Origin of the sequence: Marinobacter sp. NFXS9 (assembly GCF_040148665.1) — a bacterium.
GTDB lineage: Bacteria > Pseudomonadota > Gammaproteobacteria > Pseudomonadales > Oleiphilaceae > Marinobacter_A > Marinobacter_A mangrovi.
Genome location: NZ_JAGDDW010000008.1, coordinates 44988 through 70457 on the forward strand (window position 1 = coordinate 44988; position 25470 = coordinate 70457).

General features: G+C 61.4%; 24 protein-coding genes and 1 other RNA gene. 10 read left to right on the forward strand and 15 right to left on the reverse strand.

Annotated features, from left to right (window positions below; genetic code table 11):
* Window positions 1-38: 38 nt before the first annotated feature.
* The 8 genes from fis to J3364_RS13545 form a co-directional block, all read right to left on the reverse strand.
* Window positions 39-356, reverse strand: a complete 318-nt coding sequence (fis, locus tag J3364_RS13510; RefSeq protein ID WP_123636464.1) for a DNA-binding transcriptional regulator Fis — start codon at window positions 354-356, stop codon at window positions 39-41.
* Window positions 353-1351 carry a tRNA dihydrouridine synthase DusB gene (dusB, locus tag J3364_RS13515; protein ID WP_349558853.1) on the reverse strand — a complete coding sequence of 333 codons (999 nt, stop codon included), beginning with the start codon at window positions 1349-1351 and terminating at the stop codon, window positions 353-355. The genes fis and dusB overlap by 4 nt, the downstream gene beginning before the upstream one ends.
* Before the next feature lie 233 nt (window positions 1352-1584).
* Window positions 1585-2907: a DUF3426 domain-containing protein gene (locus J3364_RS13520; RefSeq protein WP_349558854.1), complete on the reverse strand. Its 1323-nt coding sequence runs from the start codon at window positions 2905-2907 to the stop codon at window positions 1585-1587.
* 205 nt (window positions 2908-3112) lie between these two features.
* A complete protein-coding gene (gene prmA / locus J3364_RS13525; protein ID WP_349558855.1) occupies window positions 3113-4009 on the reverse strand; it encodes a 50S ribosomal protein L11 methyltransferase in 897 nt (298 codons plus the stop codon).
* 156 nt (window positions 4010-4165) lie between these two features.
* Window positions 4166-5506 (reverse strand): acetyl-CoA carboxylase biotin carboxylase subunit, encoded by a 1341-nt coding sequence (accC, locus tag J3364_RS13530; RefSeq protein ID WP_502882516.1) that lies wholly within the window; start codon window positions 5504-5506, stop codon window positions 4166-4168.
* Window positions 5507-5529: 23 nt separating this feature from the next.
* A complete protein-coding gene (accB, locus tag J3364_RS13535; RefSeq protein WP_123636459.1) occupies window positions 5530-5994 on the reverse strand; it encodes an acetyl-CoA carboxylase biotin carboxyl carrier protein in 465 nt (154 codons plus the stop codon).
* 47 nt (window positions 5995-6041) lie between these two features.
* A complete protein-coding gene (gene aroQ, locus J3364_RS13540) occupies window positions 6042-6476 on the reverse strand; it encodes a type II 3-dehydroquinate dehydratase (protein ID WP_203142870.1) in 435 nt (144 codons plus the stop codon).
* Between the two features lie 332 nt (window positions 6477-6808).
* The gene (locus J3364_RS13545) at window positions 6809-8422 is read right to left on the reverse strand and encodes a diguanylate cyclase (RefSeq protein WP_349558857.1); all 1614 of its coding nucleotides are present in this window, start codon (window positions 8420-8422) and stop codon (window positions 6809-6811) included.
* Between the two features lie 337 nt (window positions 8423-8759).
* Here J3364_RS13545 and J3364_RS13550 point away from each other — a divergent pair, with 337 nt between their 5' ends.
* Together J3364_RS13550 and J3364_RS13555 are read left to right on the forward strand one after the other, a co-directional pair.
* Complete coding sequence (locus J3364_RS13550) at window positions 8760-10742, forward strand: bifunctional diguanylate cyclase/phosphodiesterase (RefSeq protein WP_349558858.1); 1983 nt, start codon at window positions 8760-8762, stop codon at window positions 10740-10742.
* 118 nt (window positions 10743-10860) lie between these two features.
* Complete coding sequence (locus tag J3364_RS13555) at window positions 10861-11907, forward strand: DUF2333 family protein (RefSeq protein WP_502882515.1); 1047 nt, start codon at window positions 10861-10863, stop codon at window positions 11905-11907.
* 94 nt (window positions 11908-12001) lie between these two features.
* Here J3364_RS13555 and ppa read toward each other — a convergent pair whose 3' ends face one another.
* Window positions 12002-12532: an inorganic diphosphatase gene (ppa, locus tag J3364_RS13560; RefSeq protein ID WP_349558860.1), complete on the reverse strand. Its 531-nt coding sequence runs from the start codon at window positions 12530-12532 to the stop codon at window positions 12002-12004.
* A gap of 299 nt (window positions 12533-12831) precedes the next feature.
* Between ppa and J3364_RS13565 the strand changes: the two genes are divergently transcribed.
* Both J3364_RS13565 and J3364_RS13570 read left to right on the forward strand, forming a co-directional pair.
* The gene (locus J3364_RS13565; protein WP_123636452.1) at window positions 12832-13155 is read left to right on the forward strand and encodes a DUF883 family protein; all 324 of its coding nucleotides are present in this window, start codon (window positions 12832-12834) and stop codon (window positions 13153-13155) included.
* Window positions 13156-13157: 2 nt separating this feature from the next.
* Window positions 13158-13649 carry a hypothetical protein gene (locus J3364_RS13570; RefSeq protein ID WP_349558861.1) on the forward strand — a complete coding sequence of 164 codons (492 nt, stop codon included), beginning with the start codon at window positions 13158-13160 and terminating at the stop codon, window positions 13647-13649.
* A 17-nt stretch (window positions 13650-13666) separates the two neighbouring features.
* Here J3364_RS13570 and J3364_RS13575 read toward each other — a convergent pair whose 3' ends face one another.
* Window positions 13667-14809: an acyl-CoA dehydrogenase family protein gene (locus J3364_RS13575; RefSeq protein ID WP_349558862.1), complete on the reverse strand. Its 1143-nt coding sequence runs from the start codon at window positions 14807-14809 to the stop codon at window positions 13667-13669.
* A 285-nt stretch (window positions 14810-15094) separates the two neighbouring features.
* On the opposite strand from J3364_RS13575, the gene J3364_RS13580 reads away from it, so the two are divergent.
* Both J3364_RS13580 and oadA read left to right on the forward strand, forming a co-directional pair.
* Entirely contained in the window at window positions 15095-16516 is a 1422-nt protein-coding gene (locus J3364_RS13580; RefSeq protein WP_123636449.1) for an acetyl-CoA carboxylase biotin carboxylase subunit, read from the forward strand.
* Window positions 16517-16528: 12 nt separating this feature from the next.
* Window positions 16529-18331: a sodium-extruding oxaloacetate decarboxylase subunit alpha gene (gene oadA, locus J3364_RS13585; RefSeq protein ID WP_349558863.1), complete on the forward strand. Its 1803-nt coding sequence runs from the start codon at window positions 16529-16531 to the stop codon at window positions 18329-18331.
* Between the two features lie 358 nt (window positions 18332-18689).
* Here the strand turns inward: oadA and rpiA are convergent, their stop codons facing one another.
* Window positions 18690-19361 carry a ribose-5-phosphate isomerase RpiA gene (gene rpiA / locus J3364_RS13590; protein WP_349558864.1) on the reverse strand — a complete coding sequence of 224 codons (672 nt, stop codon included), beginning with the start codon at window positions 19359-19361 and terminating at the stop codon, window positions 18690-18692.
* Window positions 19362-19581: 220 nt separating this feature from the next.
* Here rpiA and ilvA point away from each other — a divergent pair, with 220 nt between their 5' ends.
* Together ilvA and J3364_RS13600 are read left to right on the forward strand one after the other, a co-directional pair.
* Window positions 19582-21111: a threonine ammonia-lyase, biosynthetic gene (gene ilvA / locus J3364_RS13595; protein ID WP_349558865.1), complete on the forward strand. Its 1530-nt coding sequence runs from the start codon at window positions 19582-19584 to the stop codon at window positions 21109-21111.
* A gap of 330 nt (window positions 21112-21441) precedes the next feature.
* A complete protein-coding gene (locus J3364_RS13600; RefSeq protein WP_190294844.1) occupies window positions 21442-21603 on the forward strand; it encodes a hypothetical protein in 162 nt (53 codons plus the stop codon).
* Between the two features lie 52 nt (window positions 21604-21655).
* On the opposite strand, the gene J3364_RS13605 is transcribed toward J3364_RS13600, so the two are convergent.
* The 4 genes from J3364_RS13605 to J3364_RS13620 form a co-directional block, all read right to left on the reverse strand.
* Window positions 21656-22375 (reverse strand): 5-formyltetrahydrofolate cyclo-ligase, encoded by a 720-nt coding sequence (locus J3364_RS13605; RefSeq protein ID WP_349558866.1) that lies wholly within the window; start codon window positions 22373-22375, stop codon window positions 21656-21658.
* A 49-nt stretch (window positions 22376-22424) separates the two neighbouring features.
* Window positions 22425-22606, reverse strand: a non-coding RNA gene (gene ssrS, locus J3364_RS13610) — 6S RNA.
* 85 nt (window positions 22607-22691) lie between these two features.
* Window positions 22692-22982 carry a cell division protein ZapA gene (locus J3364_RS13615; protein ID WP_123634067.1) on the reverse strand — a complete coding sequence of 97 codons (291 nt, stop codon included), beginning with the start codon at window positions 22980-22982 and terminating at the stop codon, window positions 22692-22694.
* Between the two features lie 54 nt (window positions 22983-23036).
* Window positions 23037-23243 (reverse strand): TIGR02449 family protein, encoded by a 207-nt coding sequence (locus tag J3364_RS13620; protein ID WP_123634066.1) that lies wholly within the window; start codon window positions 23241-23243, stop codon window positions 23037-23039.
* 297 nt (window positions 23244-23540) lie between these two features.
* On the opposite strand from J3364_RS13620, the gene J3364_RS13625 reads away from it, so the two are divergent.
* The gene (locus J3364_RS13625) at window positions 23541-24131 is read left to right on the forward strand and encodes a UPF0149 family protein (RefSeq protein ID WP_349558867.1); all 591 of its coding nucleotides are present in this window, start codon (window positions 23541-23543) and stop codon (window positions 24129-24131) included.
* Window positions 24132-24145: 14 nt separating this feature from the next.
* Window positions 24146-25462, forward strand: a complete 1317-nt coding sequence (gene pepP / locus J3364_RS13630; protein ID WP_203142860.1) for a Xaa-Pro aminopeptidase — start codon at window positions 24146-24148, stop codon at window positions 25460-25462.
* Window positions 25463-25470 lie beyond the last annotated feature (8 nt).

A 25470-nucleotide genomic window follows, 5' to 3' on the forward strand; every position in this document is an offset into this window, starting at 1 on the left:
GTGGTTACCGGAGGCCCTCGTCGAAACGGGTTACGCGATTATAGCAGACCGTACTGCTTGAGCTTCTTGCGGAGTGTCCCGCGGTTGAGGCCCAGCATGGTGGATGCCTTGGTCTGGTTGTTGCGAGTGTAGCGCATGACCTGCTCCAGCAGCGGCGCTTCCACTTCGCTCAGCACCAGCTGGTACACGTCGGTGACCGGGGCGCCGTCGAGCTGCTCGAAGTAGTTGGTCAGGGCAACCTCGACGCTGTCGCGCAGGGTCACGGTGGTGCCGTTATGCCCGGGCGTCTGCAGGCCGGGATTGCCGTCGCCGTTGGGGTTGGTGGTCTGTTCGTTGGCCAGTGTCTCAGCGGTCATGCTGCGAATACCTCTCCATTTCGTAAGCCTGAAAAGTACTGTTCAATGTGGTCGAGTTGCGCCTGGGCCACTTCAAGCTGGTTGAAGTGGCGGCGGAACTGTTTGTCCTCGTCGTGGGACTGGAGGTACCAGCCCACATGCTTGCGGGCAATGCGAACGCCCATGTGTTCGCCGTAAAACCCGTGCAATGCGATCAGGTGCTCAATGAGCAGCGTCTCGACCTCGTCCAATGAGGGGCCGGCCATATGCTGGCCGGTTCGCAGGAAATGCTCGATTTCCCGAAAAATCCAGGGGCTGCCCTGGGCGGCCCGTCCAATCAGCAGGCCGTCGGCGCCGGTATGCTTTAGCACATGCTGTGCCTTTTCCGGCGAGTCGATGTCGCCGTTGGCAAAGACCGGAATCTCGACACTGGCCTTGACCGCGGCAATGGTGTCGTACTCGGCTTCCCCCTTATAGGCGTCTGCCCGGGTCCGGCCGTGAATCGACAGGGCCTGGATGCCCGCGTCCTGTGCCATGCGCGCGATCAGTGGCGCATTTCGGTGCTCGCGGTCCCAGCCGGTGCGCATCTTCAGGGTGACCGGTACATCCACGGCGTCGACAACCGCATGCAGGATGTCGCGAACCAGCGGCTCGTCCTTCATGAGCGCGGAGCCGGCGGCCTTGTTGCAGACCTTCTTGGCCGGGCAGCCCATGTTGATGTCGATGATCTGGGCGCCGTTTTCGACGTTCAGTCGGGCGGCGTTGGCCAGCATCTCGGCATCGCCGCCGGCGATCTGCACACTGCGGGGCTCTGGCTCACCGGCGTGGTCCAGACGCAGCCGGGACTTGCGGGTATGCCAGAGCCGGCTGTCGGCAATCACCATCTCGGACACCGCGAGTCCGGCGCCGAGACGACGGCAGAGCAGACGAAACGGTCGGTCCGTCACACCCGCCATGGGCGCAACGATTAACGAGTTGGGTAGTGTGTAGGGACCGATTTTCGCTTCGGGTAGCATCTGCTCGCACCTCGTTGATCTGGTTAAAAGTCAACCAGTTCTCAAGGGGCGACAATGATACCCCTGACCCTCACGGGATTGAAGGGGTAATGTCGCGAAAAAATTGATTATTTTTCGCTCTATCTGGTTGACTTTTCGACGCCGTGATGCGTTTCGGGGGCGGGCTTCTCGTCAATCGGCTATTGACGAAAAGGCCGCCCGGCGTTCACTGCCGGGCGGCCTGTCAGGCGGTTCTACTTCGTCGAACGAGCGATGAAGGTGATGTTGTAGTTGACGGCATCCCGACCCGGATCGCGAATGTGGATGGAAATCCGGATGGGTGTCTGGCTGGGCATCATCGACAGGTCCTGGGCCTCGCCGGACAGGTATTCATCCGGCTCGAACAGGCTTTGCGCCACGACGTCGCCGTTGAGGTTGGAGAACGTCAGGCCGATGTTGGGGAAGGGTTGCTCGAAGCGCGCTTCGTTGACCAGGACCGCATCCACCACCAGCGTGCCGCGCTGTTGCGGATCGGTGCGCACCACCAGTTTCTGGCTCTGGATGCGGTCGATGGCTACCAGCGGCGGCAACTCGCAGCCCAGGACCTCGCAGCCCTGTTCGTAATAAGGGCGCAGTTCCGGAATGCTGGACAGGCGATCGAGCTGGAAATAGGTGACCTGTGAGACCAGCACGCCCAACAACGCCAGGATGAGCAGCGTCCAGATGCTGCGGCGCAACCAGGAGCGTTGTGGTTTGCCGATGGCGATCGGTTCGTGGCGCAGATCCTGGAACGCGTTGCTGCTGCCCAGTCGGCGGGTGGCGGCCAGTGGGTCGTCCCGTTCCGGTCGAAAGGCGTCTGGCTCCGGCTCGAGTTCTGGTTGGGCCGGCTGCTCCGACCGGGCGCGCGGCGTTTCCGTCGCCGGACCGAAGGATTCGGTGTCCGGTTCAGGCGCGGGCTCCGGTTTGGCCTTGGGGCGAGGTTGCGGGCGCTCCGTCTCGGATTTGGGGGCCTGGAAGGCGGTACGCTGGCTGAACGGGTCGTCCAGCAAGTCCTCGTCGTCCGACGGCGGCGTCGGTTCCGGCTCAGGCTGGCTGGGCCTGGAGGCCGGCGGCTTGCGGGTCATGGACTCGCTTTCGTCGAGAATGGCCTCTGCCCAGCTCTCGTCGATGTCGGTCTCGATCTCGTCTTCGTCGTCGCGGTATCCGCTATCCCGGGTTTCGTCAAAATTCAGGAAGCTGTCGCTCAGCTCGTCGTCATCGAAGGTGGTCTTGGTGCCGGCGTAGTTGCCCTCGGCGGCGTCCTCTTCGGGATCGTCTTCGAAGATGAGTTCTTCTTCCTCCATAAAGGAACTGGAGGATGCGCTGGGCGACGGTGCCGATTCAGGTTTGGAAGGGGATGCGGTCGTCGCGGCAGGCCGGGGCTTGCTGGTTTCGGTTTCGCTGTGTTCGAGGGCGTTGAACACTTCCATGCAATTGCCGCAGCGGACCTTGCCGCGGGCAATGCCGAGCTGTTCCTCGGTGACCCGGAAACGGGTGTCGCAATGGGGGCAACGTGTCAGCGTACTGCTCTGGCTCATCCTTTATTCCTGTCGCAGGTCACGGCTCGGAATCCCTGTCGCATCGTAAAGGCCCGGCGAACCTCGCAAGCGCCTCGATTGTGGGCTCGCAGGAGGCTCGCCGATGTTGGCCTGGCCGGCTACCCGTCCTTGTTGTCCGCCCCGATGGGAGCGGCGGGCCGCAGGATCTGTGAGGGCCACAGTGTAGACGGTCCGCCGGTTGTCGTCATCTGTCGCGACGTTGTCCGGTGAGGCGGACCCAATCCTCCTGCTGGACCGGCTCGTCCATGATAAACCAGGGCTCGTAGGCGTCCATTACCTCCCGGGCCTGGTTGGACAGAATACCGGACAGCACGATGTCACCGCCATCCTTCACCCGGCTGGCCAGTTTGGGAGCCAGGCCAAGCAGCGGCTGGGCGAGGATGTTGGCCAGCAGGACGTCCGCCTGGGTGTCCGGCTCCTGGTCCGGCAGGTACAGGTCGAGCCGCGGATCATCGATGCTGTTGCGACGCGCATTGTCGCGGCTGGCTTCGAGGGCCTGGGGATCGGTATCGACGCCGATGACGTGTTTGGCGCCCAGCAGCAGGGCCGCCAGTCCCAGAATGCCAGAGCCGCAGCCGTAGTCGATTACCTGGGTGTCCTGCAACGGCTTGCCGTCGAGCCATTCCAGGCACAGGGCGGTGGTCGGGTGGGTGCCGGTGCCGAAGGCCAGGCCCGGGTCGAGCATCAGATTGGCGGCTTCCACATCGGGAACGTCGTGCCAGCTGGGCACGATCCACAGGCGCTGGCCGAAGCGCAACGGCTTGAAATCGTCCATCCAGGCCCGTTCCCAGTCCTTATCCTCGAGCAGGGAGACCTCGATCTCGCCGATTTCCTGCTGGGTCTTCTGGTGGTAAGCCTCGGCCAGCATGGCCTTGAGGCTGTCGATGCCGGTGTCGGCATTGAACAGGCCGGTTACCCGGGTCTGGCCCCACAGCGGCGTGGTGCCCGGGTCGGGTTCGTAGAGGGGCTGGTCGGCGGCATCCTCCATGGTGACGGCGTCGGCGCCGGCTTCCATGAGGATATCCTCCAGTAAATCCGCGTGTTCCGGATCGGTGGGAACGCGCACCTGGATCCAGCGCATAGGGGTACTCCGTCAATGTGAGGGTGGCGACTGCAGTCGGTCTGGCCCCGAGTGCGAAAAGATCAGCCTTCCTGAAGGCAGTGCCCCCAATGCCGCATCGCGTCGGCGCATCATTGGGGGCGCTGAGGCCGTCAATACCACATTGACGCGGCACGACTAGTCTTTGATCAGCTTCTCGAGATAGTGGATGGTAAATTCCACATTCTTGAAGCCGCCGTCAAGGATCAATCGGCGGTGCAGGGGCTGATTGGTCTTGATGCCTTCCACGACCAGCTCGTCCAGCGCGTTCTTCATGCGCTTGCGGGCGGTTTCACGATCCTCGCCAAAGCTGATGAGCTTGCCGATCAGAGAGTCGTAGTAGGGTGGGACCGAATAGCCGGTGTACATGTGGGAATCGACCCGCACGCCATTGCCGCCGGGGGCGTGGTAGTGCTTGACCTGACCCGGGCTGGGAATGAAGGTCTGCGGGTCTTCCGCGTTGATCCGGCACTCCATGGCGTGACCGGTCACCCGGATCTCGTCCTGGGAGAAGGTGAGCGGCAGGCCGCTGGCCACGCGCAACTGCTCCTTGACGATGTCCACGCCGGTGACCATTTCCGACACCGGATGCTCCACCTGGACCCGGGTGTTCATCTCGATGAAGTAAAAGCGGCCGTCCTGGTACAGGAATTCGAAGGTGCCGGCACCGACGTAACCGATTTCCTTACAGGCATCGACACAGGCCTGCAGGGTCTTCTCGCGCGCTTCCGGATCGATGTTCGGTGCCGGGGCTTCTTCGATCACCTTCTGGTGACGACGCTGCATGGAGCAGTCGCGATCGCCCAGGTGAATCACGTTGCCGTGCATGTCCGCCAGGACCTGGACCTCTACGTGACGGGGCCGCTCCAGGTACTTCTCCAGGTAGCAGGTCTCGTCACCGAAGGCGTTGCGGGCCTCGGATTGCGTAATCTGAATGCTCTTCAGCAGCGACGCCTCGGAGTGCACCACCTGCATGCCGCGACCACCGCCGCCGGAAGCGGCCTTGATGATGACCGGATAGCCGATCTTGCGGGCCACTTCCAGCGTGTGCGCATCATCATTGGTGATCGGACCGTCGGAGCCCGGTACGGTGGGGACGCCGGCCTTCACCATCGCGTTGATGGCGGACACCTTGTTCCCCATCAGGCGGATGGTTTCGGCGCGCGGGCCGATAAAGCGGAAGCCGCTCTTCTCGACCTGTTCGGCGAAATCGGCGTTCTCTGCCAGGAAACCATAGCCCGGGTGGATACCGACCGAGTCGGTTACTTCCGCGGCGCTGATGATGGCAGGAATATTGAGGTAGCTTTCAGTCGCACTGTTGGGGCCGATGCAGACGGATTCGTCGGCGAGCCGGACGTGCATCAGGTCACGGTCGACCTGGGAGTGAACGGCAACCGTGCGGATGCCCAACTCCTTGCACGCTCGCAGGATACGAAGCGCGATCTCGCCCCGGTTGGCGATCAGGACTTTTTCAATCATGGCCATGGGTCAGTCGTCTTCGATCAGGAGATAATAAAGAGCGGCTGGTCGAACTCTACCGGCTGCCCGTTCTCTACGAGAATATCGACAATGGTACCGCTCTTGTCGGCTTCGATCTGGTTCATCATCTTCATGGCTTCGACGATGCAGATGACGTCGCCGGCGGCAACTGTCTGACCGACTTCAACGAAAGCCTTGGCGGTGGGCGACGGCGAGCGATAGAAGGTGCCGACCATCGGTGAGCGAACCTGGTGGCCCGCCGGCGTGTTGTCGGCCGGCGCTTCGGCGGCGGCAGGCTCTGAAGCCGGCTGCGGTGCCGGTGCGGCCGCGGGTGCCGGTGCATAATGGGCCGGCATCATCTGCGCGAATTCGGCCTGGCCGCGGCGACGGGTGATGCGAACGGTATCCTCGCCTTCGCGGATCTCCAGTTCTTCCACGTCCGATTCTTCAATCAGTTCGATCAGCTTCTTTACTTTACGAATATCCATAGTCTGTTCTCGCCGGAATTAATTGACAGCTCTCGTCGACATTGAATCTAAAGTCGTGCCAGTGCGGCCTGCAGCGCCAGGTCATAGCCCTGGCTGCCGAGGCCGCAAATCACGCCGACCGCCACATCCGAAAAATAGGAGTGATGGCGGAAGGGTTCACGGGCGTGCACATTGGACAGGTGCACCTCGATGAAAGGGATCTCCGCCGCCAATACGGCGTCGCGCAGGGCAACGCTGGTGTGTGTAAAGGCCGCTGGATTGATCAGGATGAAATCCACCCCTTCCTGTCGTGCCTCGTGGACACGGTCGATCAATTCATACTCTGCGTTGGATTGCAGATGCAGCAGATGATGACCCGCCTGACTGGCCTGCCGATGCAGGCGATCGTTGATGTCATTGAGGGTCTCGTGGCCGTAGACGTCCGGTTCCCGAACGCCAAGCATGTTCAGGTTGGGGCCGTGCAGCACGAGAATCGTGGCCATGGGGAAAACCTTGTTATTGGCTCGTTTTCTGACAGGATCGCCGAATATAGCGACATTTTCCAGTCATCATGACCAGTATAGTCTATGACTTCAACACATTTTGACAATCGGGCCGGGTCAGTCACGCCGACATTGGCACCATTGTTGTCAAGCGAGGTAGACCCGTCCATAAGACGTTGGTTTCATATCGGGTGGTCTAAGGCGCCGAAAGCCCTTCTTTGCGGAGTCTGCCGGTAATGGTCAGGAAGTGGCAGGGAACGGGGAGGTTTGTGCGGTCGTGAGTGTCTGTGGAATCGCGCTCCGACCCTCGGGCGGGCCGGAGCGTTGACCGGTTACTGACTGGCCGAGACGACCGTGTTGCGACCCAGGCCCTTGGCGTCGTAGAGGGCGCGGTCGGCCCGTTCGCACAGGCTCTGGGCACTTTCGCCCTGCCAGGCGGCAACACCGCAGCTGAAGGTGACCTTGAACTCCTGGGCGCCGGCCGGTTGCAACAGCTCGGCAAAGCGCTCGCGAATTTCGTTGATCACGTTCTTGGCGTCACTCTCCCGGGTGTTGGGCAGGATCAGCGCGAATTCTTCACCGCCGTAGCGACCGATGTGGTCGGTCTTGCGCAGACGCTGCTTGAGGAACATGGACAGGCTGCGCAGCACCCGGTCGCCAATCGGATGGCCGTAGGTGTCGTTGATTTTCTTGAAGTAGTCGATGTCCAGCATCGCAAAGCACAGCGGCTGGTCCTTCTGCTTCGCCTTGACGATTTCCTGGTCGAGCAGGTGCAGCGTGTGGGTGTGGTTGTACAGGCCGGTCAGGCTGTCGCGGATCATCAGCGCCAACAGGGAGCGGGCGCGCCGGCCCCGGTTGTGAATGGTGGCGATCAGGTGCTTGGGATCGATCGGCTTGGTGAGGAAGTCGTCGCCGCCCAGGCTCATGGCGTGCAGCTGTTTGGAAACGTCGTCCTCCGCGGACAGGTAGATGATCGGCACGCTGTGCAGGCGGTCCTGCTGGCGGATCACCCGGGCGATTTCCATGCCGGTGCAGCCGGGCATGTACATGTCCAGCACGATAATTTCCGGTGAGAATGCTTCCAGCGCGTGGATGATCTGCATGGGATCGGTAATGATGTGGGCGGTCATGCCGGCCCGGGTCAGGACGTTCTCCATGAATTTTGCCTGGGCGCGGGAATCGTCCAGGACCAGCACGCGGTAGGGTTCGACCGTGTTGCCGTGGGTATAGGTCTCGATCTTCTCGATCAACTGGCCCGGATCCACCGACGGGAAGAAGAACTCCTCGCCGCCGCAACGGGACGCGCGCAGCCGGGTCTCAATGGTGCCGTCCTCATCGCTCATGAAGATCACGGGGATCGGCGTGTCGTGGCGCTCCTGCAGCGCCTCGACGGTGGCGATGCCGGCCAGTGCGCTACCGCCGAAATTGACGTCCATCAGGATGGTTTCCGGCTTGTGGCGGCTGCAGGCGTCCATCAGCCCTTCGGCGTCTTCGAAAGCAGCAGCGCGGAATCCAAAGAACTCCAGCTGCTTGATCAGGCGGTTGGCCATTTCCAGTTCGCAGAGGGCCACATAAACCGGGGTGCGCAGGTAAGTGCGGGGCGCTTCGTCCAGATCCTGGTCGGTGCGGCGCAGGGTGCACTGGCTGAGCTGGTCCATCGCCCCCTGCAGTTCCTCGCGCACGGTGTCGGGCAGCGAGGCGTCAGGGGCCCAGCGTTGCAGGATGCCCAGCAGGGCCTCGCCGGCGCTGGCGTGCTTGACCATCTCAAAGCGCTGGGCGTAGCGCACCAGCTTTTCGGTCGCACTGGACAGGTCGCGGTGCAGGATTTCCGCCTGACTGTCGGATTCCTTCACTTTTTGCCAGGTGTCGAGGACGACTCTTGCCTGAGTCGTAACGCGCCGCGCAAAATGCTGTTTCAGCTTTTCCTTTTGATTGTCGTCAGTCATTGGGTCTCTGGCCTGTCTTCTTGCGCAGTGGCCGAGCCAGGTTGCTGTCTCCGGCCACTTCCTGGTCCGGTACGCTTTCGCAGCCGTTCCGGATGGTCGGTTCCCTCACGCCAAGGCAGTGAAGCTGAGAACATCGTTTTTATGGGGCGTTGAACGCCGTCAGGCGATTCAGACGCTCTGTTGTGATTGTAGAGCTCTCAATGGCTCTCTGGAGAGTCTATAGTGTTTTATGTTGTCGGCGTAGGTGACGCTGTGTAAATGTTTGTCATATCCGACGCTTTTGTCGCGTCGGGAGCCATTGAATCCGATCGATTCATGCCAGGGGGCTGGCCAGGGAATGCGGAAAACACGCCGTGGCATCATTTCATTGCAACTGCTGTTGCTGCTGTTCACCGGCAGTCTGATCCTGCTGCTCATGGTGGCCAGCCTGCTCGCCGGTATGATCGGCTTTCGCGGGTATATCGTCGAGCAACTGGAGGGGCACGCCCATGACGGGGCGGTCGCCGTGGGCCTGTCACTGTCCAACGCCATCGACGGACGGGATGCGGTGGCGGCGTCCTCGCTGATTGACGCGACCTTCGACAGCGGCCGCTACCTGGTCATTCGCTACAAGAATACGTCAGCCGATTTCGAGATCGAGCGCCGCGATCGTTTGCGGACACCGGGAGTTCCGGGCTGGTTCGTGTCTCTGGTGGATCTGCCCATCGAGCGCTTCGGCCAGCGCGCCGAGGTGGTTCGCGGTTGGCAGCGCCTGGGGTTCGTCGAAGTGGTCAGCCACCCCGGGCAGGGCTACCGGGATCTGTGGCGAATGGCGCGGCAGATGGCGCTGGGGGCGCTACTGATCGGCATCGTCGCCTTGCTGATTCTCTTCTTTATCCTGCGCCGGGTTCTGCGGCCACTGGCCGGGCTGGAGCGTCAGGCCGAAGCCATCCGCAACCGGGATTTCCGATCGCGGGCGCCGGAGGCGGGCACCCGCGAGCTGGCGCGGGTGACGTCCGCCATGAACCAGATGACCCACGACCTGGGTGCCCTGTTTGAGGGGCAGGCCAAGCTGATCCAGCATCTGCGGCGCATGAGCAACGAAGACCGCCTGACCGGCCTGGCCAGTCGCAGCGCGTTTGAACAACGCATGTCGGTAGCCGTCGAGAGCCGGGATTCCCGGCGCCAGGGCGCGCTGGTGCTGCTGCAGCTGGCGGATTTCGGACGCTGCAACCAGCTGGAGGGTCGTCAGGCGGCGGATAATCTGTTGCTGGCGGTGGCCGAACGCATCCAGGCGTTCGTGCGCGAGCATCCCGGCAGCTTTGCCGGTCGCCGTAACGGGGCCGAATTTGCCTTGTTCCTGCCCGGTGCAGCGCCGGTGGACGCCGAGTTCTGGGTGCGCCAACTGCTGGCGGACCTTGATGGCATCTACGCGGATCGTTCGGCCGGCCGCGATGTGGCCGTCCACGCCGGGCTCGCCGCTACCAATGGCCATATGGCCGGCACCCGAGAGCTGCTGGCCGCCTGTGACGAAGCCCTGCGCCAGGCCCAGATGTCGCGGGAAACCGACTGCAAAGTGTTCGACACCACGCAATCCGTGCAGCACAGTGTCGAACAGTGGCGCGAGCACCTGGAATCGTCCCTCGACGCCGAACGCATCCGGTTGGTCTACCAGCCCATGCTGCGGACCGTCGATCAATCCGTTCACCATTACCACGTGCTGTCGCGCATCGAGGTCAATGGCGAGTGGGTGGCTGCGGGTATCTTCCTGCCCATGGCCGAGCGGTTCCGGATGATGGCGCGGCTGGATCGTATCGTGTTCCGGCGGGTGCTCGATCTGCTCCGCCAGTACCCGCTGCAGTCCTTCAGTCTGACCCTGGGGAGTTCCTCCATTGCCGATGCCGGTTTCCGGGACTGGCTGGCGAGGACGTTGTCCGAGGAAGGCGCTGCGGTGCTGGCCCGGCTCTGGGTCTACCTGCCTGAGGATGCGGTGCACCACCACCGGGCGGATGTGGGCAACTGCGTCAAGTTGCTGCGGCGACATGACGTGCGGGTGCTGGTGGATCACTTCGGCGTCGGCGGCGTGCCGTTCAGTTACCTGCGTAATCTGCCCTTCCAGGCCCTGCGTATTGACCCCAGCTTTATCCGCAATATCGATACGCATCCGGACAACCGTTTTTATCTGGAGTCCATTGTGCCGATCGCTCACAGCCGTGGCGTCGAGGTGTTTGTGGCGGGCGTCGAAACCGCCGCTGAATGGCACTTGGTTTCGGTGCTTGGCGTCGATGGGGGCATCGGTTACCACCTGGCTCGGCCGGGGGATACCTTACCGTCGGCCTGAGTGGCCCGTCCCACAATTGCGGTGCCCATGACAATCCGGCAAGGTATGGGCTCCCGGTGGCCAGGAGGCTCCGGCGGCGTTCGAATAACGACGAATCAGAACGAATGACACAAGGTGGATGGTTATGTTGAGCAAGACCAGAGGATTTTTCCGGGAGCGGCTGGAGGACATCCAGGACTATCTCGGTGGCGGCAAAGTGTTCAAGGGCCTGATTGTCCTGCTGGTGATCTACCTGATCGTCGCGGTGGTGCTGGGGATCTACTGGAGCAGCGAGCCGGACACCTACTCGGTCCGCGATGAGGCTCAGCAGCGGGCCCAGGCCATGAATCGGGAGATGGTGACCGGCTTCACCACCACCTCGACGCTGATTCACATGGCCGAGACCCTGCTCGACAAGCCGGGCGGCTACATCACCAACGACATCATGCCGCCGGGGCTGTGGATGGATAACATGCCGCACTGGGAATACGGGGTGCTGATCCAGCTGCGCGACATGTCCAGAGCGCTGCGCCAGAACATCAGCCGCTCCCAAAGCCAGTCTGCGGAAGACCCGGATCTGACCATCGCCGAACCCCAGCTGCACTTCGACAACGGCAGCTGGATGCTGCCCTCCACCGAATCCGAGTATCGGCGGGGTATTGCCGCGCTCAAGCGTTATCTGGATCGCCTGTCCAACCCCAACGGTCCCCAGGCCCAGTTTTACGCCCGGGCGGACAATCTCAACAGCTGGTTGGCGGATCTGGAAACCCGTCTGGGCAGTCTGTCGCGCCGGTTGAGCGAGAGCGTCGGCAAGCAGTCGGTGGACGAGAACATGGAAGAACTGCCGGACCAGGCGAAGGAGGACGACATCGCCTCGGTGCAGACGCCCTGGACCGAGATCGACGACGTGTTCTACGAAGCCCGCGGGACCTCCTGGGCCCTGCTGCACATTTTCAAGGCCATCGAGGTGGATTTCCGCGATGTCCTGAAAGACAAGAACGCGCTGGTGAGCGTGCGGCAGATCATCGTCGAGCTGGAGGGTTCCCAGAAGGCGATGTGGAGTCCTGTGATCCTCAACGGCAGCGGCTTTGGCATCCTGGCCAATCACTCGCTGACCATGGCGTCCTATCTGGCCCGGGCCAACTCCGCCATCATCGATCTGCGGGAACTGCTGAGCAAAGGCTGAGTCGACCCGTCAGCCATAAAAAAGGCAGCGGCCCTATGGCTCGCTGCCTTTTTTGTGTCCGGCCGCTACGGGCGGGAAATCCGTACCGGAGCGCTTACTTCCGGTAGGCGGCGACGGCGGATTCGATGGCCTTGCAGGCTGCGGCGGCGTCATCCCAGCCGTCGACCTTGACCCACTTGCCCGCTTCCAGGTCCTTGTAGTTCTCGAAGAAGTGCTGGATCTGGTCGCGCAGCAGTTGCGGCAGGTCGTGTACGTCTTTTACGTCGGTGTACTGCTTGGTGACCTTGTCGTGAGGGACGGCAACCAGCTTGGCGTCGCCGCCGGCTTCGTCTTCCATGTTCAGGACGCCCACCGGACGACAGCGGATGATGCTGCCCGGCATAACCGGATACGGCGTGACCACCAGTACGTCCAGCGGGTCGCCGTCGTCGGCCAGGGTATTCGGGATAAAGCCGTAGTTGGCCGGGTAGAACATCGGCGTGGCCATGAAGCGGTCCACCACAACGGCACCCATGTCCTTGTCGACCTCGTACTTGATCGGGGAGGAGGCGTTGGCCGGAATCTCGATCAGTACGTTGATGTCTTCAGGCGGGTTCTTGCCGGGCGGGATATTGTCGAAGTTCATGAGGCGTCCTTCTTTACTGTCGTCGGTGAAGTGAAATGGAACCGGTGAATGGCCACGGATTATACCCGTCGGTCCCGTGGGGTGAAACATACCTTCGGGCCTGTTCGTCGGACAGTCGCCATCCTGTACGAATGGTCATGTGCTCGTCAGAGGTTCAGCCACTGCTGTGCTACAGTGAAAAAGTCTGGTGCGTCATACCGGTACACAGAGAGCGGTAGCGCCAGATGGCGGGCGGATTTGCCAGTGACCGAACAGTGCGGGCGGATCCGCCGGGTATGTTTCATTCAGGGAGACACACCATGGAAGCGCAAACACCCCAGGACGATTACAAGCGGGTCAAGGAAGACATCCAGTTACTGCGTGAAGATCTGGCCAAGCTGACCCGGGCGGTGGCTGACGGCCAGAAAAGCAACATCAGCAACCTTCGCGACGAAATCCGCAAGGAAAGCCGCGAGGCCCTCCGGCATGCCCGCGAGCGGGGAGATGAAGCGTTCAATCGCGCCCGAGAGGCCGGCGACAAGGCCATTCACGACGTCGAGCACAAGATCGAGGAACGTCCGTTCCTCAGCGTGGTGATCGTATTCCTGGTCGGCCTGCTGGTCGGCAAGCTGCTCGATCGCTGATCATGCCTTTTTCCGGCGAGTTGCAAGCCCTGCTGCGTAAAGCCCTGGCCGCGCTGATTGGCGCGGCCCTGGGGTTGGTGTTTCTCAGCGCGCTGCTGATCGGCGGCTTTGTGCTGTTGGTAAAAGCCGCCGCCCTTGGGCTTGAGCCTTGGGTGGGGCAAGCCGGCGCCTTCGGGATCACCGGTGGTGTCTGTTTTGCGCTGCTGGGCCTCTTTTTCTACCGGATGATGCGCACGCCGGCGCCGTCCCGTGATGCGTCGACCGGTGGTGGATCGTCGCCGCTGGCGGCATTCCGCAAGTTGATTGTGGAAAACCCCTGGGAATCGGTGCTGACGGCCTTTGCCCTCGGTATTACCGAACAGAGCGATCCGCGCATGCGGCAGTTCCTGATCCAGAGCGGCCTGGCGTTCCTCAAGGCCGCCAACGCCATGGACGACGGGGAGGCCGAGAATGACGAACCGCCGCCGGAGACGTCTGCCAACGACGGCGCCTGACATTCGTTTTACCGGCCTTAAAGGCCCATCTGTTTGCCGATCATTTCCTTCATGATCTCCGTGGTGCCGCCGCCAATGGAGAGCAGCTTGCCGTCGCGGTAGAGCCGTTCGACACCGGTCTCGCGCATATAGCCCATGCCGCCGTGAAGCTGGATCGCCTCCCGGGTGACTGTTTCGCACACCTCGGCCGCGAAGTTCTTGGCCATGGCCACTTGCTTGATCGGATTCTTGCCCGCCTGCATCAGCGCTGCGCAGCGGTAGGTGTATTCCCGCGCAATCTCCACTTGAGTCGCCATGTCCACCAGCTTGTGGCGCGTGACCTGGAAACCGTTCAGGTTGCGTCCGAAGGCTTCACGCGATCGACAGTAATCCAGAGAGGCTTCCAGGGCGAGCTGGGCGCCCATGTAGCCCATGATGGCCAGCATCAGGCGTTCAGACAGGAAGTTGGTCATGATGGCAATGAAGCCTGCATTTTCGGCGCCCAGCAGGCGGTCCGCCGGCACCCGGCAGTCCTCGAAGAACAGTTCGGCCGTATCGCTGGCCCACCAGCCCATTTTCTGCAGCTTGCGGCCGCGGGTGAAGCCGGGTGTGTCCCGGTCTACCAACAGCAGGCTGATGCCGTTGTGGCCCGCCTCTCCGGTGCGGACGGCCACCGTGTAGTAATCGGCCCGCTGCCCGCTGGTAATAAAGGTCTTGCTGCCGTTGATGACGTAATGGTCACCATCGCGCACCGCCCGGGTTGTCAGGTTGGCCACGTCCGAGCCGCCGCCCGGTTCGGTAATGGCCAGGGCCATGATCTTGTCGCCCCGCAGGGCTGCCGGTACGACGGCTTCTTTCAACGCCGGTTGTCCCCAGCGAACGACCGGGGGCAGGGCGATATCCAATGACCCGAGTCCGGCCACCAGGCCACCGGACGTTGAGCGCATCAGTTCCTCGCTGATGGCCACTTTGAGAAAAATATCCCCTTCGCTGTGTCCACCCAGCGCCTCCGGATAGCCGGCGCCGAGAATGCCGGCTTCGCCGGCCAGCCGGTAGAGATCGCGGGGAAACTCGCCGGCCTCCTCCCAGTCGTTGATGTGGGGAAGCACATGGGTTGCCACAAATTTTCTTGTGGTTTCGCGGACCTGGCGGTGGGTGTCGTTAAAGTAATCGGTGTCCATGGCGTAATCCGTTGTGCCCCCTGTCTAAGCCGTATTGGATGCGAGAGATAAGTGAGTGTCGCTTATCAAGCATAATCTAGCAAGCGCTTGGTCAGATAGTTGATCTGGATCAATTTGGGTCTGGTCGGGCCATGGGTCGGCGGATAGAGTGTTCGGCCGCTTTTACGTGTGTACAATATTCATGCGTTAAAGTACGTACTCCCGCCCAGTGGATGGCTCTTCGGGGCGGGTGGCCAATGACGGCCTTTCATCCCACTTCCTGACGAATGACAGGGAGCACCTCAGATGACCATAAAGAAAGTTCTCATCGCTAACCGTGGTGAGATTGCGGTCCGAATAGCGCGCGCCTGCCAAGAGCTTGGCGTGAAGGCTGTGGCGATCTATTCCGAAGCCGACCGCTATTCCTTGCACGTTAAAAAGGCGGACGAGGCGCACTGCATCAGTGCTGATCCACTGACGGGCTACCTCAACCCCCATCACATTGTGAACCTGGCGGTGGAAACCGGCTGTGATGCGCTGCATCCCGGTTATGGTTTCCTCTCCGAAAACGCCACGCTGGCGCAAGTCTGCAAGGAGCGGGGCATCCGCTTCATCGGGCCGGCGGCGGACGTGATTTCCTCAATGGGCGACAAGACCCAGGCGCGTCAGACGGCAGTGAATGCCGGTGTACCGGTCACCCCAGGTTCTGAAGACAACCTCACGGATGTCGAAGACGCCGTGAAACAGGCCGGCGAACTGGGTTATCCGGTGATGCTCAAGGCCACCTCTGGTGGCGGCGGCCGGGGTATTCGCCGCTGTGACGACGAGGAGAGCCTGCGCCAGAACTACGACCGGGTCATTTCCGAGGCCACCAAGGCCTTCGGCAGTGCCGATGTCTTCCTGGAGAAGTGCATCGTCAATCCGCGTCATATCGAAGTCCAGGTCCTGGCGGACAGCTATGGCAACGCCATTCACCTGTACGAGCGTGATTGCTCCATCCAGCGCCGTAACCAGAAGCTGATCGAGCTGGCGCCATCACCCCAGCTGAGCGACGAACAGCGCGAGTACATCGGTGACCTGGCGGTTCGCGTCGCCAAGGAAACCGGTTACGAGAATGCCGGCACGGTGGAGTTCCTGCTCGCCGACAACGGTGATTTCTACTTCATGGAGATGAATACCCGGGTGCAGGTGGAACACACCATCACCGAGCAGATCACCGGGGTGGACATCGTCAAGGAGCAGATCCGGATTGCCGCTGGTGAAAAGCTGCGCTTCAAGCAGGAAGACATCAGCTACCGCGGTTACGCGGCCCAGTTCCGGATCAACGCCGAAGATCCCAAGAACAACTTCCTGCCAAGTTTTGGCCAGATCACCCGTTACTACTCACCGGGCGGTCCCGGCGTGCGGACGGATGCGGCCATTTACACCGGCTATGAAATCCCGCCGTACTACGATTCCATGTGCGCCAAGCTGATCGTCAGCGCCATGGACTGGGAAGAGCTGCTGGACCGTTCCCAGCGGGCCCTCAAGGATATGGGGATCTACGGCATCAAGACCACGATTCCCTACTACCTGGAAATCCTCAGCCATCCGGAGTTCAGGGCTGCTTCGTTCAACACCGGGTTTGTCGAAGGCCACCCGGAACTGATCAACTACAGCATCAAGAAGCGTCCGGAGTCGCTGGCCGCCGCTGTGGCCGCCGCGATCGCCGCCCAGGCCGGAATCTGATGGGAGTCTTTTATGACCAAGCGTAAAATCGAAATCACTGACGTCATCCTGCGGGACGCCCACCAGTCCCTCATTGCCACGCGTATGCGTACCGAAGACATGCTGCCGGCCTGTGACAAGCTGGACAAGGCCGGTTACTGGTCCCTGGAATGCTGGGGCGGTGCCACCTTCGACAGCTGCGTCCGCTTCCTGAAGGAAGACCCCTGGGAGCGCTTGCGCCAGTTGCGCAAGGCCCTGCCCAACACCCGCCTGCAGATGCTGCTGCGCGGCCAGAACCTGCTGGGCTACCGTCACTACGCGGACGACGTGGTTGAAGCCTTCTGCCAGAAAGCGGCGGACAACGGCATCGACGTGTTCCGTATCTTCGACGCCCTGAACGACGTGCGTAACCTGGAAACCAGCATCAAGGCGGTCAAGAAGGCCGGCAAGCATGCCCAGGGCACCATCTGCTACACCGTGAGCCCGGTGCACGGCACCGACAAGTTCCTGAAGCAGGCCAAGCAGATGGCCGACATGGGCGTCGACAGCATCGCGATCAAGGACATGGCCGGTCTGCTGACCCCGTCCGCCACCGCCGATCTGGTCAGAGCCCTGAAGAAAGAGCTGAGCCTGCCGGTGTTCCTGCATTCCCACTACACCTCGGGCATGGCATCCATGTGTCAGTGGGCGGCCATCGAGGCTGGTGTCGATCACATCGATACCGCGCTGTCGGCCTTTGCCGGTGGCACCAGTCACCCGCCCACCGAGTCGCTGGTGGCGTCCCTGAAGGAAGCCGGCTATCAGGTGGACCTGGATCTGGAAACCCTCGACGAGCTGACCGGCCACTTCCGTGAAGTGCGCAAGAAGTACCACCAGTTCGAGAGCGAGTACAACGGCGTCGATACTGCCGTACTGCTGTCGCAGGTCCCGGGCGGCATGATGTCCAACCTGGCCAACCAGCTGAAAGAGCAGGGCGCACTGGACAAGATCCGTGACGTGTTCGCCGAGATTCCGCGTGTGCGCAAGGACCTGGGCTACCCGCCGCTGGTGACCCCGACCTCACAGATTGTGGGCACCCAGGCGGTGATCAACGTGTTGTCCGGCAAGCGCTATGAGAACATCACCAACGAGGTGAAGAAGTACCTGCAGGGTTGGTACGGTGCCGCGCCGGGTGAGATCAACGCCGACCTGCAGAAGCGTGCGGTGGGTAACGAGGAGCTGATCGAAGAGCGTCCCGCCAACCAGCTGAAGAACGAGTTCCACACGCTGAAAAGCGAGATCGGTGATCTGGCCGAGTCCGAAGAGGACATCCTGACCTTCGCCATGTTTCCGGATCAGGCACGCCAGTTCCTGGAGCAGCGCAAGGAAGGCACCCTCAAGCCGGAACCGCTGGAACCGCAGCCGAGTGCCGCCAACCCGGGCTCCGTCTCTACCGAGTTCAAGATCACCGTTCATGGCGAGACTTTCGACGTCAACGTCACTGGTGTCAGCCCGTCGGGCGACGACGAGCGTCGTTTCTTCATGACCGTCGATGGCGTTCCGGAAGAAATCAGCCTGGAAACCGTGGGCGGCTTCGAGCGTGAAGGCAGCGGCGGCTCAGGTCGTGGCAAAGCCTCGAAGGAAGGCCACGTCACCACCAGCATGCCGGGCAACATCGTTGACGTTCTGGTCAATGAGGGCGACAGCGTCGACGCCGGCAAGCCGGTGCTGATCATCGAAGCCATGAAGATGGAAACCGAGGTCAAGGCCCCGATTTCCGGCAAGGTGGTCGGCGTGTTTATCAAGAAGGGCGACCGGGTGACCCCATCCGAAGTCCTGATGGAAATCGAACCTTGAGCGGTTGGATGACCTGAACCAAAAAAGCCCGGCTTCGGCCGGGCTTTTTTGTGGGTGCCAGGGCATCCCCCGGAGGCTGTCGGTAAAGCAGGGCAGCTCTGCGAGCTGCTCCGAAGCCGAAGCGTCGGCTACACTTGCCTTAACTCGGGCATCGTAGGTTGGGCTGACGCAGGAAGCCCAACAGGCCGGGTTTGCCGCCAATCTCATTCCCTTCCGTGGTCGCCAAGCCGGCTTTTTTGAGAAACCATGCTCCAAGCGTGTCTGCGATTATGGGGACGTCCGGTGCCCGCTTGTTGTTGGGCTTCCTGCGTCAGCCCAGCCTACGATACTGGCCTTCGCCCTCGGCGCTTTTAAAAACCTACCGCTCCACCGTCTCCACCCCGTTCTGCGTCCCCAGCAGCAGAATATCCGCCGGGCGATGCGCAAACAGGCCATTGGTCACCACGCCTACGATCTGGTTCAGGTCCCGCTCCAGTTCGATAGCGTTGTTAATGGTCAGGTTGTGAACGTCAAGGATCACGTTGCCGTTGTCGGTCACCACACCTTCCCGGTAGACCGGGTCGCCGCCCAGTTTGACGATCTGCCGGGCCACGTGGCTGCGGGCCATGGGAATGACTTCCACTGGCAGCGGGAAGGTGCCCAGCAGCTCGACCCGCTTGGATTCGTCAGCGATGCAGATGAAGGTCTTCGCGACCGCCGCCACGATCTTCTCCCGGGTCAGGGCCGCGCCGCCGCCCTTGATCAGTTCCAGGTGGTCATTGGCTTCGTCGGCGCCGTCGATATAGAACTCAAGGCTGGTGACCGAGTTGAGGTCGTAGACCGGGATGCCGTGTTGCTTCAGGCGATCGGCGGTGGCTTCCGAACTGGCGACCGCGCCATCGAAGCGCGATTTCAGGTCGGCCAGTTGATCGATGAAATAGTTCGCTGTGCTGCCGGTGCCCACGCCGATCACGCTGTCTTTGGCCAGCTTGGGAGTGATGATGTCGATGGCGGCCCGGGCGACGGCCTGTTTCAGTTCGTCCTGGGTCATAGCGTCCTCGCCAGATGGAAATGGGAATTGTCGAAGGGCCACCAGTATACCGGCCCGGTTCACAGGCATACAGGAAAAGCTGACCTGCGTCGCGAACACGCGCCAATAGTGCTGGACGCCCCGACCGCTAAGTCCTTAGACTTGAGGGTTTTCACCCACCATTCACTCACGAGTCCATCAGGGCTCACAAACCCGAAAACCCAGAGAAGGGAATTGCTCCATGCCACAGCGCTACATCAAGAAAATACTCGATGCCCGAGTCTACGATGTGGCGATTGAATCGCCGCTGACTCATGCCCGTAACCTGTCCAAGCGGTTCAACAATCACATTATTATTAAGCGGGAAGACCTGCAGCCGGTTTTCTCGTTCAAGTGTCGTGGCGCCTACAACGCAATTGCCCATCTCACTGAGGAACAGCGGGAAAAGGGTGTGATCTGTGCTTCCGCTGGTAACCACGCACAGGGTGTGGCCATGGCGGCCCAGGAGCTGGGCATCAAGGCCGTAATCGTGATGCCGCAAACCACACCGGAGATCAAGGTCAAATCGGTTCGCGATCGCGGTGCGAAGGTCGTCCTCAAGGGCGATGCCTTTGACGAAGCCGCCGCCCATGCCGCCGAGCTGATGGAAAAGCAGGGGCTGACGTATATCCCGCCCTACGACCACCCGGATGTGATTGCCGGCCAGGGCACCGTGGCCATGGAACTGCTGTGGCAGTTCACCAAGCCGCTGCATGCCGTGTTTGTTCCGGTTGGTGGCGGTGGTCTGATCGCCGGGATGGCGGCCTACATCAAATACCTGCGTCCGGAGACCCGCGTCATCGGGGTGGAGCCGGAAGACTCCAACTGCCTGCAGGCTGCCCTGGCGGCCGGTGAGCGCGTGGTGCTTGATGAAGTGGGTATCTTTGCCGACGGTGTAGCGGTCAAACAGATCGGCAAGAACACCTGGGACGTCTGCAAGGAGTGTGTGGACGAGGTGATCACCGTGTCCACGGACGAGATCTGCGCCGCCATCAAGGACGTGTTCGACGACACCCGCTCCATCTGCGAGCCGGCCGGCGCGCTCTCTGTTGCCGGTATCAAGAAATATGTGCAGCGCGAAGGCATCGTGGGCCAGAACCTCGCGGGTGTCCTGAGTGGCGCGAACATGAACTTCGACCGGTTGCGCTACATTTCAGAGCGGACCGAGATCGGTGAGCAGCGCGAGGCGATCCTGGCGGTCACCATCCCGGAGCGGCCGGGCGCCTTCAAGTCGTTCATCAACGCGCTGCACAAGCGCAACATCACCGAATTCAACTATCGGTTCTCCGACGGAGACGAGGCGCGCATCTTTGTGGGCATCCAGATCCAGTCTGGCGGCCTCGGCCGGGACGAACTGGTGCAGGATCTGCGCGACGGTGGCTATCCGGTGATCGACCTGACCGACAGCGATATCGCCAAGCAGCACATCCGTCACATGGTGGGCGGTCATGCGCCGCATATCCACAATGAAAAGGTCTTCCAGTTCGAGTTCCCGGAGCGCCCGGGCGCGTTGTTGAAGTTCCTGATGTCGCTGGGTACGCGCTGGAACATCTCCATGTTCCATTATCGCAATCATGGTGCGGCCTACAGTCGCGTGTTGATGGGCGCGCAGGTCGAGGATCATGAGACCGGCGCCTTCACCAAGATGCTCGACAAGGTCGGTTTCCGCTATGAGGAGGTGACCGACAATGAGGCCTATCGGCTGTTCCTGGGGAACGGCAACGGGCGCTAGGAACTTACCGGGACCACCTCAGTCTCACTCCAGGCCGGCCGGAATCCGCGTTAAATGGTGGATTACGGCCGGTTTTTTACGGGCCTACGAACGCTTTCAAAAAATGAACCTTCTGTAACCTGTAAAAAATTGTAATACCGCAGTTAGCTGATACTATTTAGAGCAATTCTCTGAATAAAAAATAAACACCTGATTGATGTAAGGTTTTGAAGTCCGGGATTCATGACGGACTCGTCATGCTTTCAGTCCGGTCGGGTGTCCAGGCTGCGCACATTAAAAACAGAGATAGAAAACGGCCAATTAGCCGTTCGCATTGGGGGATGCAAAACCATGGAACGAAAGCCTGACGTCATACGGGCGCTCGTTTTTCTTTTCGTTATTGGTCTGGCGGTGACCGGATTGACCTCGCTGCAGGCGTCCGAACCGAAATCCAGGGCGGTCAGCATGGCCGACTCGTCGGATTCACCGCTGCTGCAATTGCTGGAAGACTGACAAGCTTTTCGAGCGTAAAGAAAAGTCCCGACACTTTGTCGGGCTTTTCCTCTCAATTCCGGGTGCGGCGCCGCCGTCGTCCCTGTCGTTTCTCACCCAGCCGATAATGGCCGATAAACAAGCGGCTAGGTTCCTGTCGTTCCTGCACACCACCCGTATTACAGGCCACCTGCCGTGCGGGTGTAATCACCGCGTTCATGGGCACGTCCCAGGACTGGACCGGAAGTCGTTCCACCTGCTGGCTGTCGTGGGCCAGTCCGATAAGAACCGGCGGCCGCGCAGCCTCCAGATGCTTGAAGGCGAACGTACGGTCGTAAAAGCCGCCTCCCATGCCCAGTCGTCCACCTTCCCGGTCAAACCCCACCAGCGGCATCAGAACCGCATCCAGCGCCCAGGGCGCCCGACGCGGAGCATTCCGGCAGGCCGGCTCGGGAATGCCGAAGCGGTTTGGCTCCAGGCGGGTGGTGGGATCCAGTCGATAGAACCAGAGGCGGTTGCCGAGAATCGGGTGCAGGACCGGCAGGTAGACCGTCTGACGTCGGCGACGCGCTTCCACGATAAACGCCCGGGGATCGATTTCACCGTCGTTGGGGAGATACAACCCGATATGGCGTGCGCGGGACTGGCCGAAGTAGCGCATCAGCTGGCGGACCAGGGCTCGTGAAGCCATACGCTGGGCGGCTGGAGATAACGAGCGGCGGCGCTGGCGCAACTGGCGGCGGAGGCTTTTGCGATCCGGACTGGCTGGAAGGGGAGGCAAGAAGGCAGTCACGTGCGGTCCGTTGTCCTGAAGCAGTGAGGGCGGGCGCAAGAGAGAAAGAAAGCTTCCCGGGATGCCGTTATCGGATGTGGCCCTTGAACCCAAAAGTTCAAGGTGGTGGCCGCTGTGACACATTAGGCTTTCCCCTGCGTGGGGGACATGCTCACAATGCCCTGAAGTAGCCACCTGGGTATTGCGCATCGGCTCGAGGACGTATCCGACCAGCGAACATCCCAGGAAGTGAGGTCATTATACGGGCTAGACCGGGTGCGATTGCAAACCCGTTTCGGAAATCCCCATCATTGGAAATGACAATGAGATCACGGCATCAGTTGCCGGACTCGCCCAGGGCTTCATCCAGCCGGCTGTTCATCCGATCGAGCACCTTGGAGGCGCCTTCGGACACGTCGTTCTGGAGCAATTCGTGGGTGATGTTGAGGGCGGCCATGACGGCGATCCGCTCGGTGCCGAAGACCTTGCCACTGGCGCGGATTTCACGCATCTGTGAGTCCAGGTGGCGGGCAGCCTGCTGCAGCTCGCTGCGGGCTTCGTCCGGGCAGGCAACCAGGTAGGACTTGTCGAGGATGTTGACTTCGACCGTGGTAGGTTTGTCGGGCATCGGGAACCTCTGATTAAGTCGGGTGGCGATTCTGGCGGCCCCTGAAAGCCGGAATCAGTGTTGCTCCAGTGCTCTGAGGCGGCCAATCATCGCTTCGATCTTGTTTCGGGCGAGATCGTTTTTCTGCATAAGCTGGGCGCGTTCGCGGTTCCAGTCATCCTGCATCTGACGCATGGAAGCGTTTTCCTGCTCCAGTTTCTGACAACGAGCAATCAGGCGATCCACCTTGTCGGCGAGGGCCTGCAGTTCGGACTGATCCATGGCGTTCTACTTCCTGGGCGAAGAGTCTGGAAGAGGAATTCTCCGTAAGTTACCCGATCAACTATAAATGCGGCCCGTTAGGGGGTCAATTTGCGGACCTTGCCGTCCCGTCATGTTGGCCGGATCTGCGACGCTGTACGCATCCGGGAGCCCGGTGGGCGTGACGGGCAAGTGGAACGTAAAAAGTGGCGTCCAGTCATGGCGAACGCTGCTTATAGACGGGATGCGCCCGATGCCTTTGCCGGCTGCGGGTGCTACGATAGTGACCCATTCAATGCAGCCAACGTAAGTCGAGTAATGACCGAGAACGAAACCACAACACCGTCCCTGGGTGACTTCGAATCCTGGGCCAATCTGTTCGCCTCCTATAAGGCGTTCAGCCACCCCGCCGAACTGCACGGTGGTCTCTGTGGCCGGCTGGCCGCGGGCGGTCGCCTCAAGACGGAAGAATGGCGCGCCCTGGCCTGCGAGAACATGGGCGTGGCGCCCGAGGCGGTTGAGAACAGTGAAGAACTGCAAACTTTCCTGGACACCGCCTATGAGGTCACCTTGGCCTCGCTGCAATCGTCCGACCTGAGCTTTACCCCGCTGCTGCCGGACGACGACTATGCCCTCGATCAGCGTCTGCAGGCTCTTTCCGCCTGGGTCCGTGGATTCCTGGAAGGCATGGCCGTCATGGCCAGCCGCCAGTTGGGCGAAGCCACCGGCGAGGTCCGCGAGCTGGTGGAAGACCTGGTCGCCATCAGCCAGGTCGCCGAAGGCGAGGGCGACAGCGAGGAAGGCGAGCAGCAGTTCAACGAGATTACCGAGTACGTGCGGGTGGGCGCGCTCACGGTGTTTACCGAGTTCAACGCCCCGGAACCGCCCGCCGATAAAACGCTTCACTGAGAGAGGCCCCGTTTATGTCCATGCCGATCAAAGAATTTGCCGCCCGTCGCAAGGCCCTGAGTGAACTCATGGCGCCGGACAGCATTGCCATCGTTCCGGCCGCGCCCGAGCGGGTGCGCAATCGTGACGTGCTGCATCCGTACCGGCAGGACAGCGATTTCTACTATCTGACCGGTTTCGAGGAGCCCGATGCGGTGCTGGCGCTGATCCCCGGCCGGGAGCACGGCGAAGCGGTCCTGTTCTGCAAGGAGCGCAACCCCGAGAAGGAGTTGTGGGACGGTTTCCTGATGGGCCCGGAAGGCGCCATCGAAAAACTTGGCTTCGACGACGCGTTTCCCATTGCCGACATCGACGACATCCTGCCGGGCATGATCGAGGGCCGCAGTCGGGTCTACTACCCGTTAGGCAAGGATAAGGCGTTCGACAACCAGGTGATGGACTGGGTCAAGACGATCCGTTCCAAGGTGCGGACCGGGGCTCATCCCCCGGGTGAATTCGTGGCCCTCGAACACAGCCTGCACGACCTGCGCCTCTACAAGAGCGCGGCGGAAATCAAGGTGATGGCCAAGGCCGGAAAGATCAGCGCCGAGGCCCACTGCAACGCCATGAAACGGGCGCGCCAGGGCGGCCATGAGTACAACCTGGAAGCCGAGCTGCTGCATACGTTCATGTCCCACGGTGCCCGCTCCACGGCGTATCCGTCGATTGTCGGCAGTGGCGCCAACGGCTGCATCCTGCACTACATCGAGAACCGTGCGCCGCTGAAAGACGGCGACCTGGTCCTGATCGACGCCGGTTGCGAGCTGGACAACTATGCCTCGGACATTACCCGGACCTTCCCGGTCAGTGGCCGGTTTACCGATCCCCAGCGGGCGGTCTACGAGATCGTGCTGGCGGCCCAGGATGCGGCCATCGAGGCGGTCAAGCCGGGCAATCACTGGAACCATCCGCACGAGGCGGCTCTCAATGTATTGACCCAGGGGCTGATCGATCTGGGCATCCTCAAGAACATGACGCTGGAGGAAGCCCTGGAGCAGGAAGCCTTCCGGCCGTTTTTCATGCACCGCACGGGACATTGGCTGGGCCTTGATGTGCACGACGTCGGCGATTACCGGGTCGGTGGCGCCTGGCGGGTGCTGGAGCCCGGCATGGTGCTCACGGTGGAGCCCGGCCTGTACATCGCGCCGGACAATATGGATGTGGATGAGCAGTGGCGGGGCATCGGCATCCGCATCGAGGACGATGTGGTGGTCACCAAAGAGGGCTGCCGCGTGCTGAGCGAAGGCGCGCCAAAAACCATCGCCGACATCGAAGCCCTGATGGCCGACTGAGGACCGCA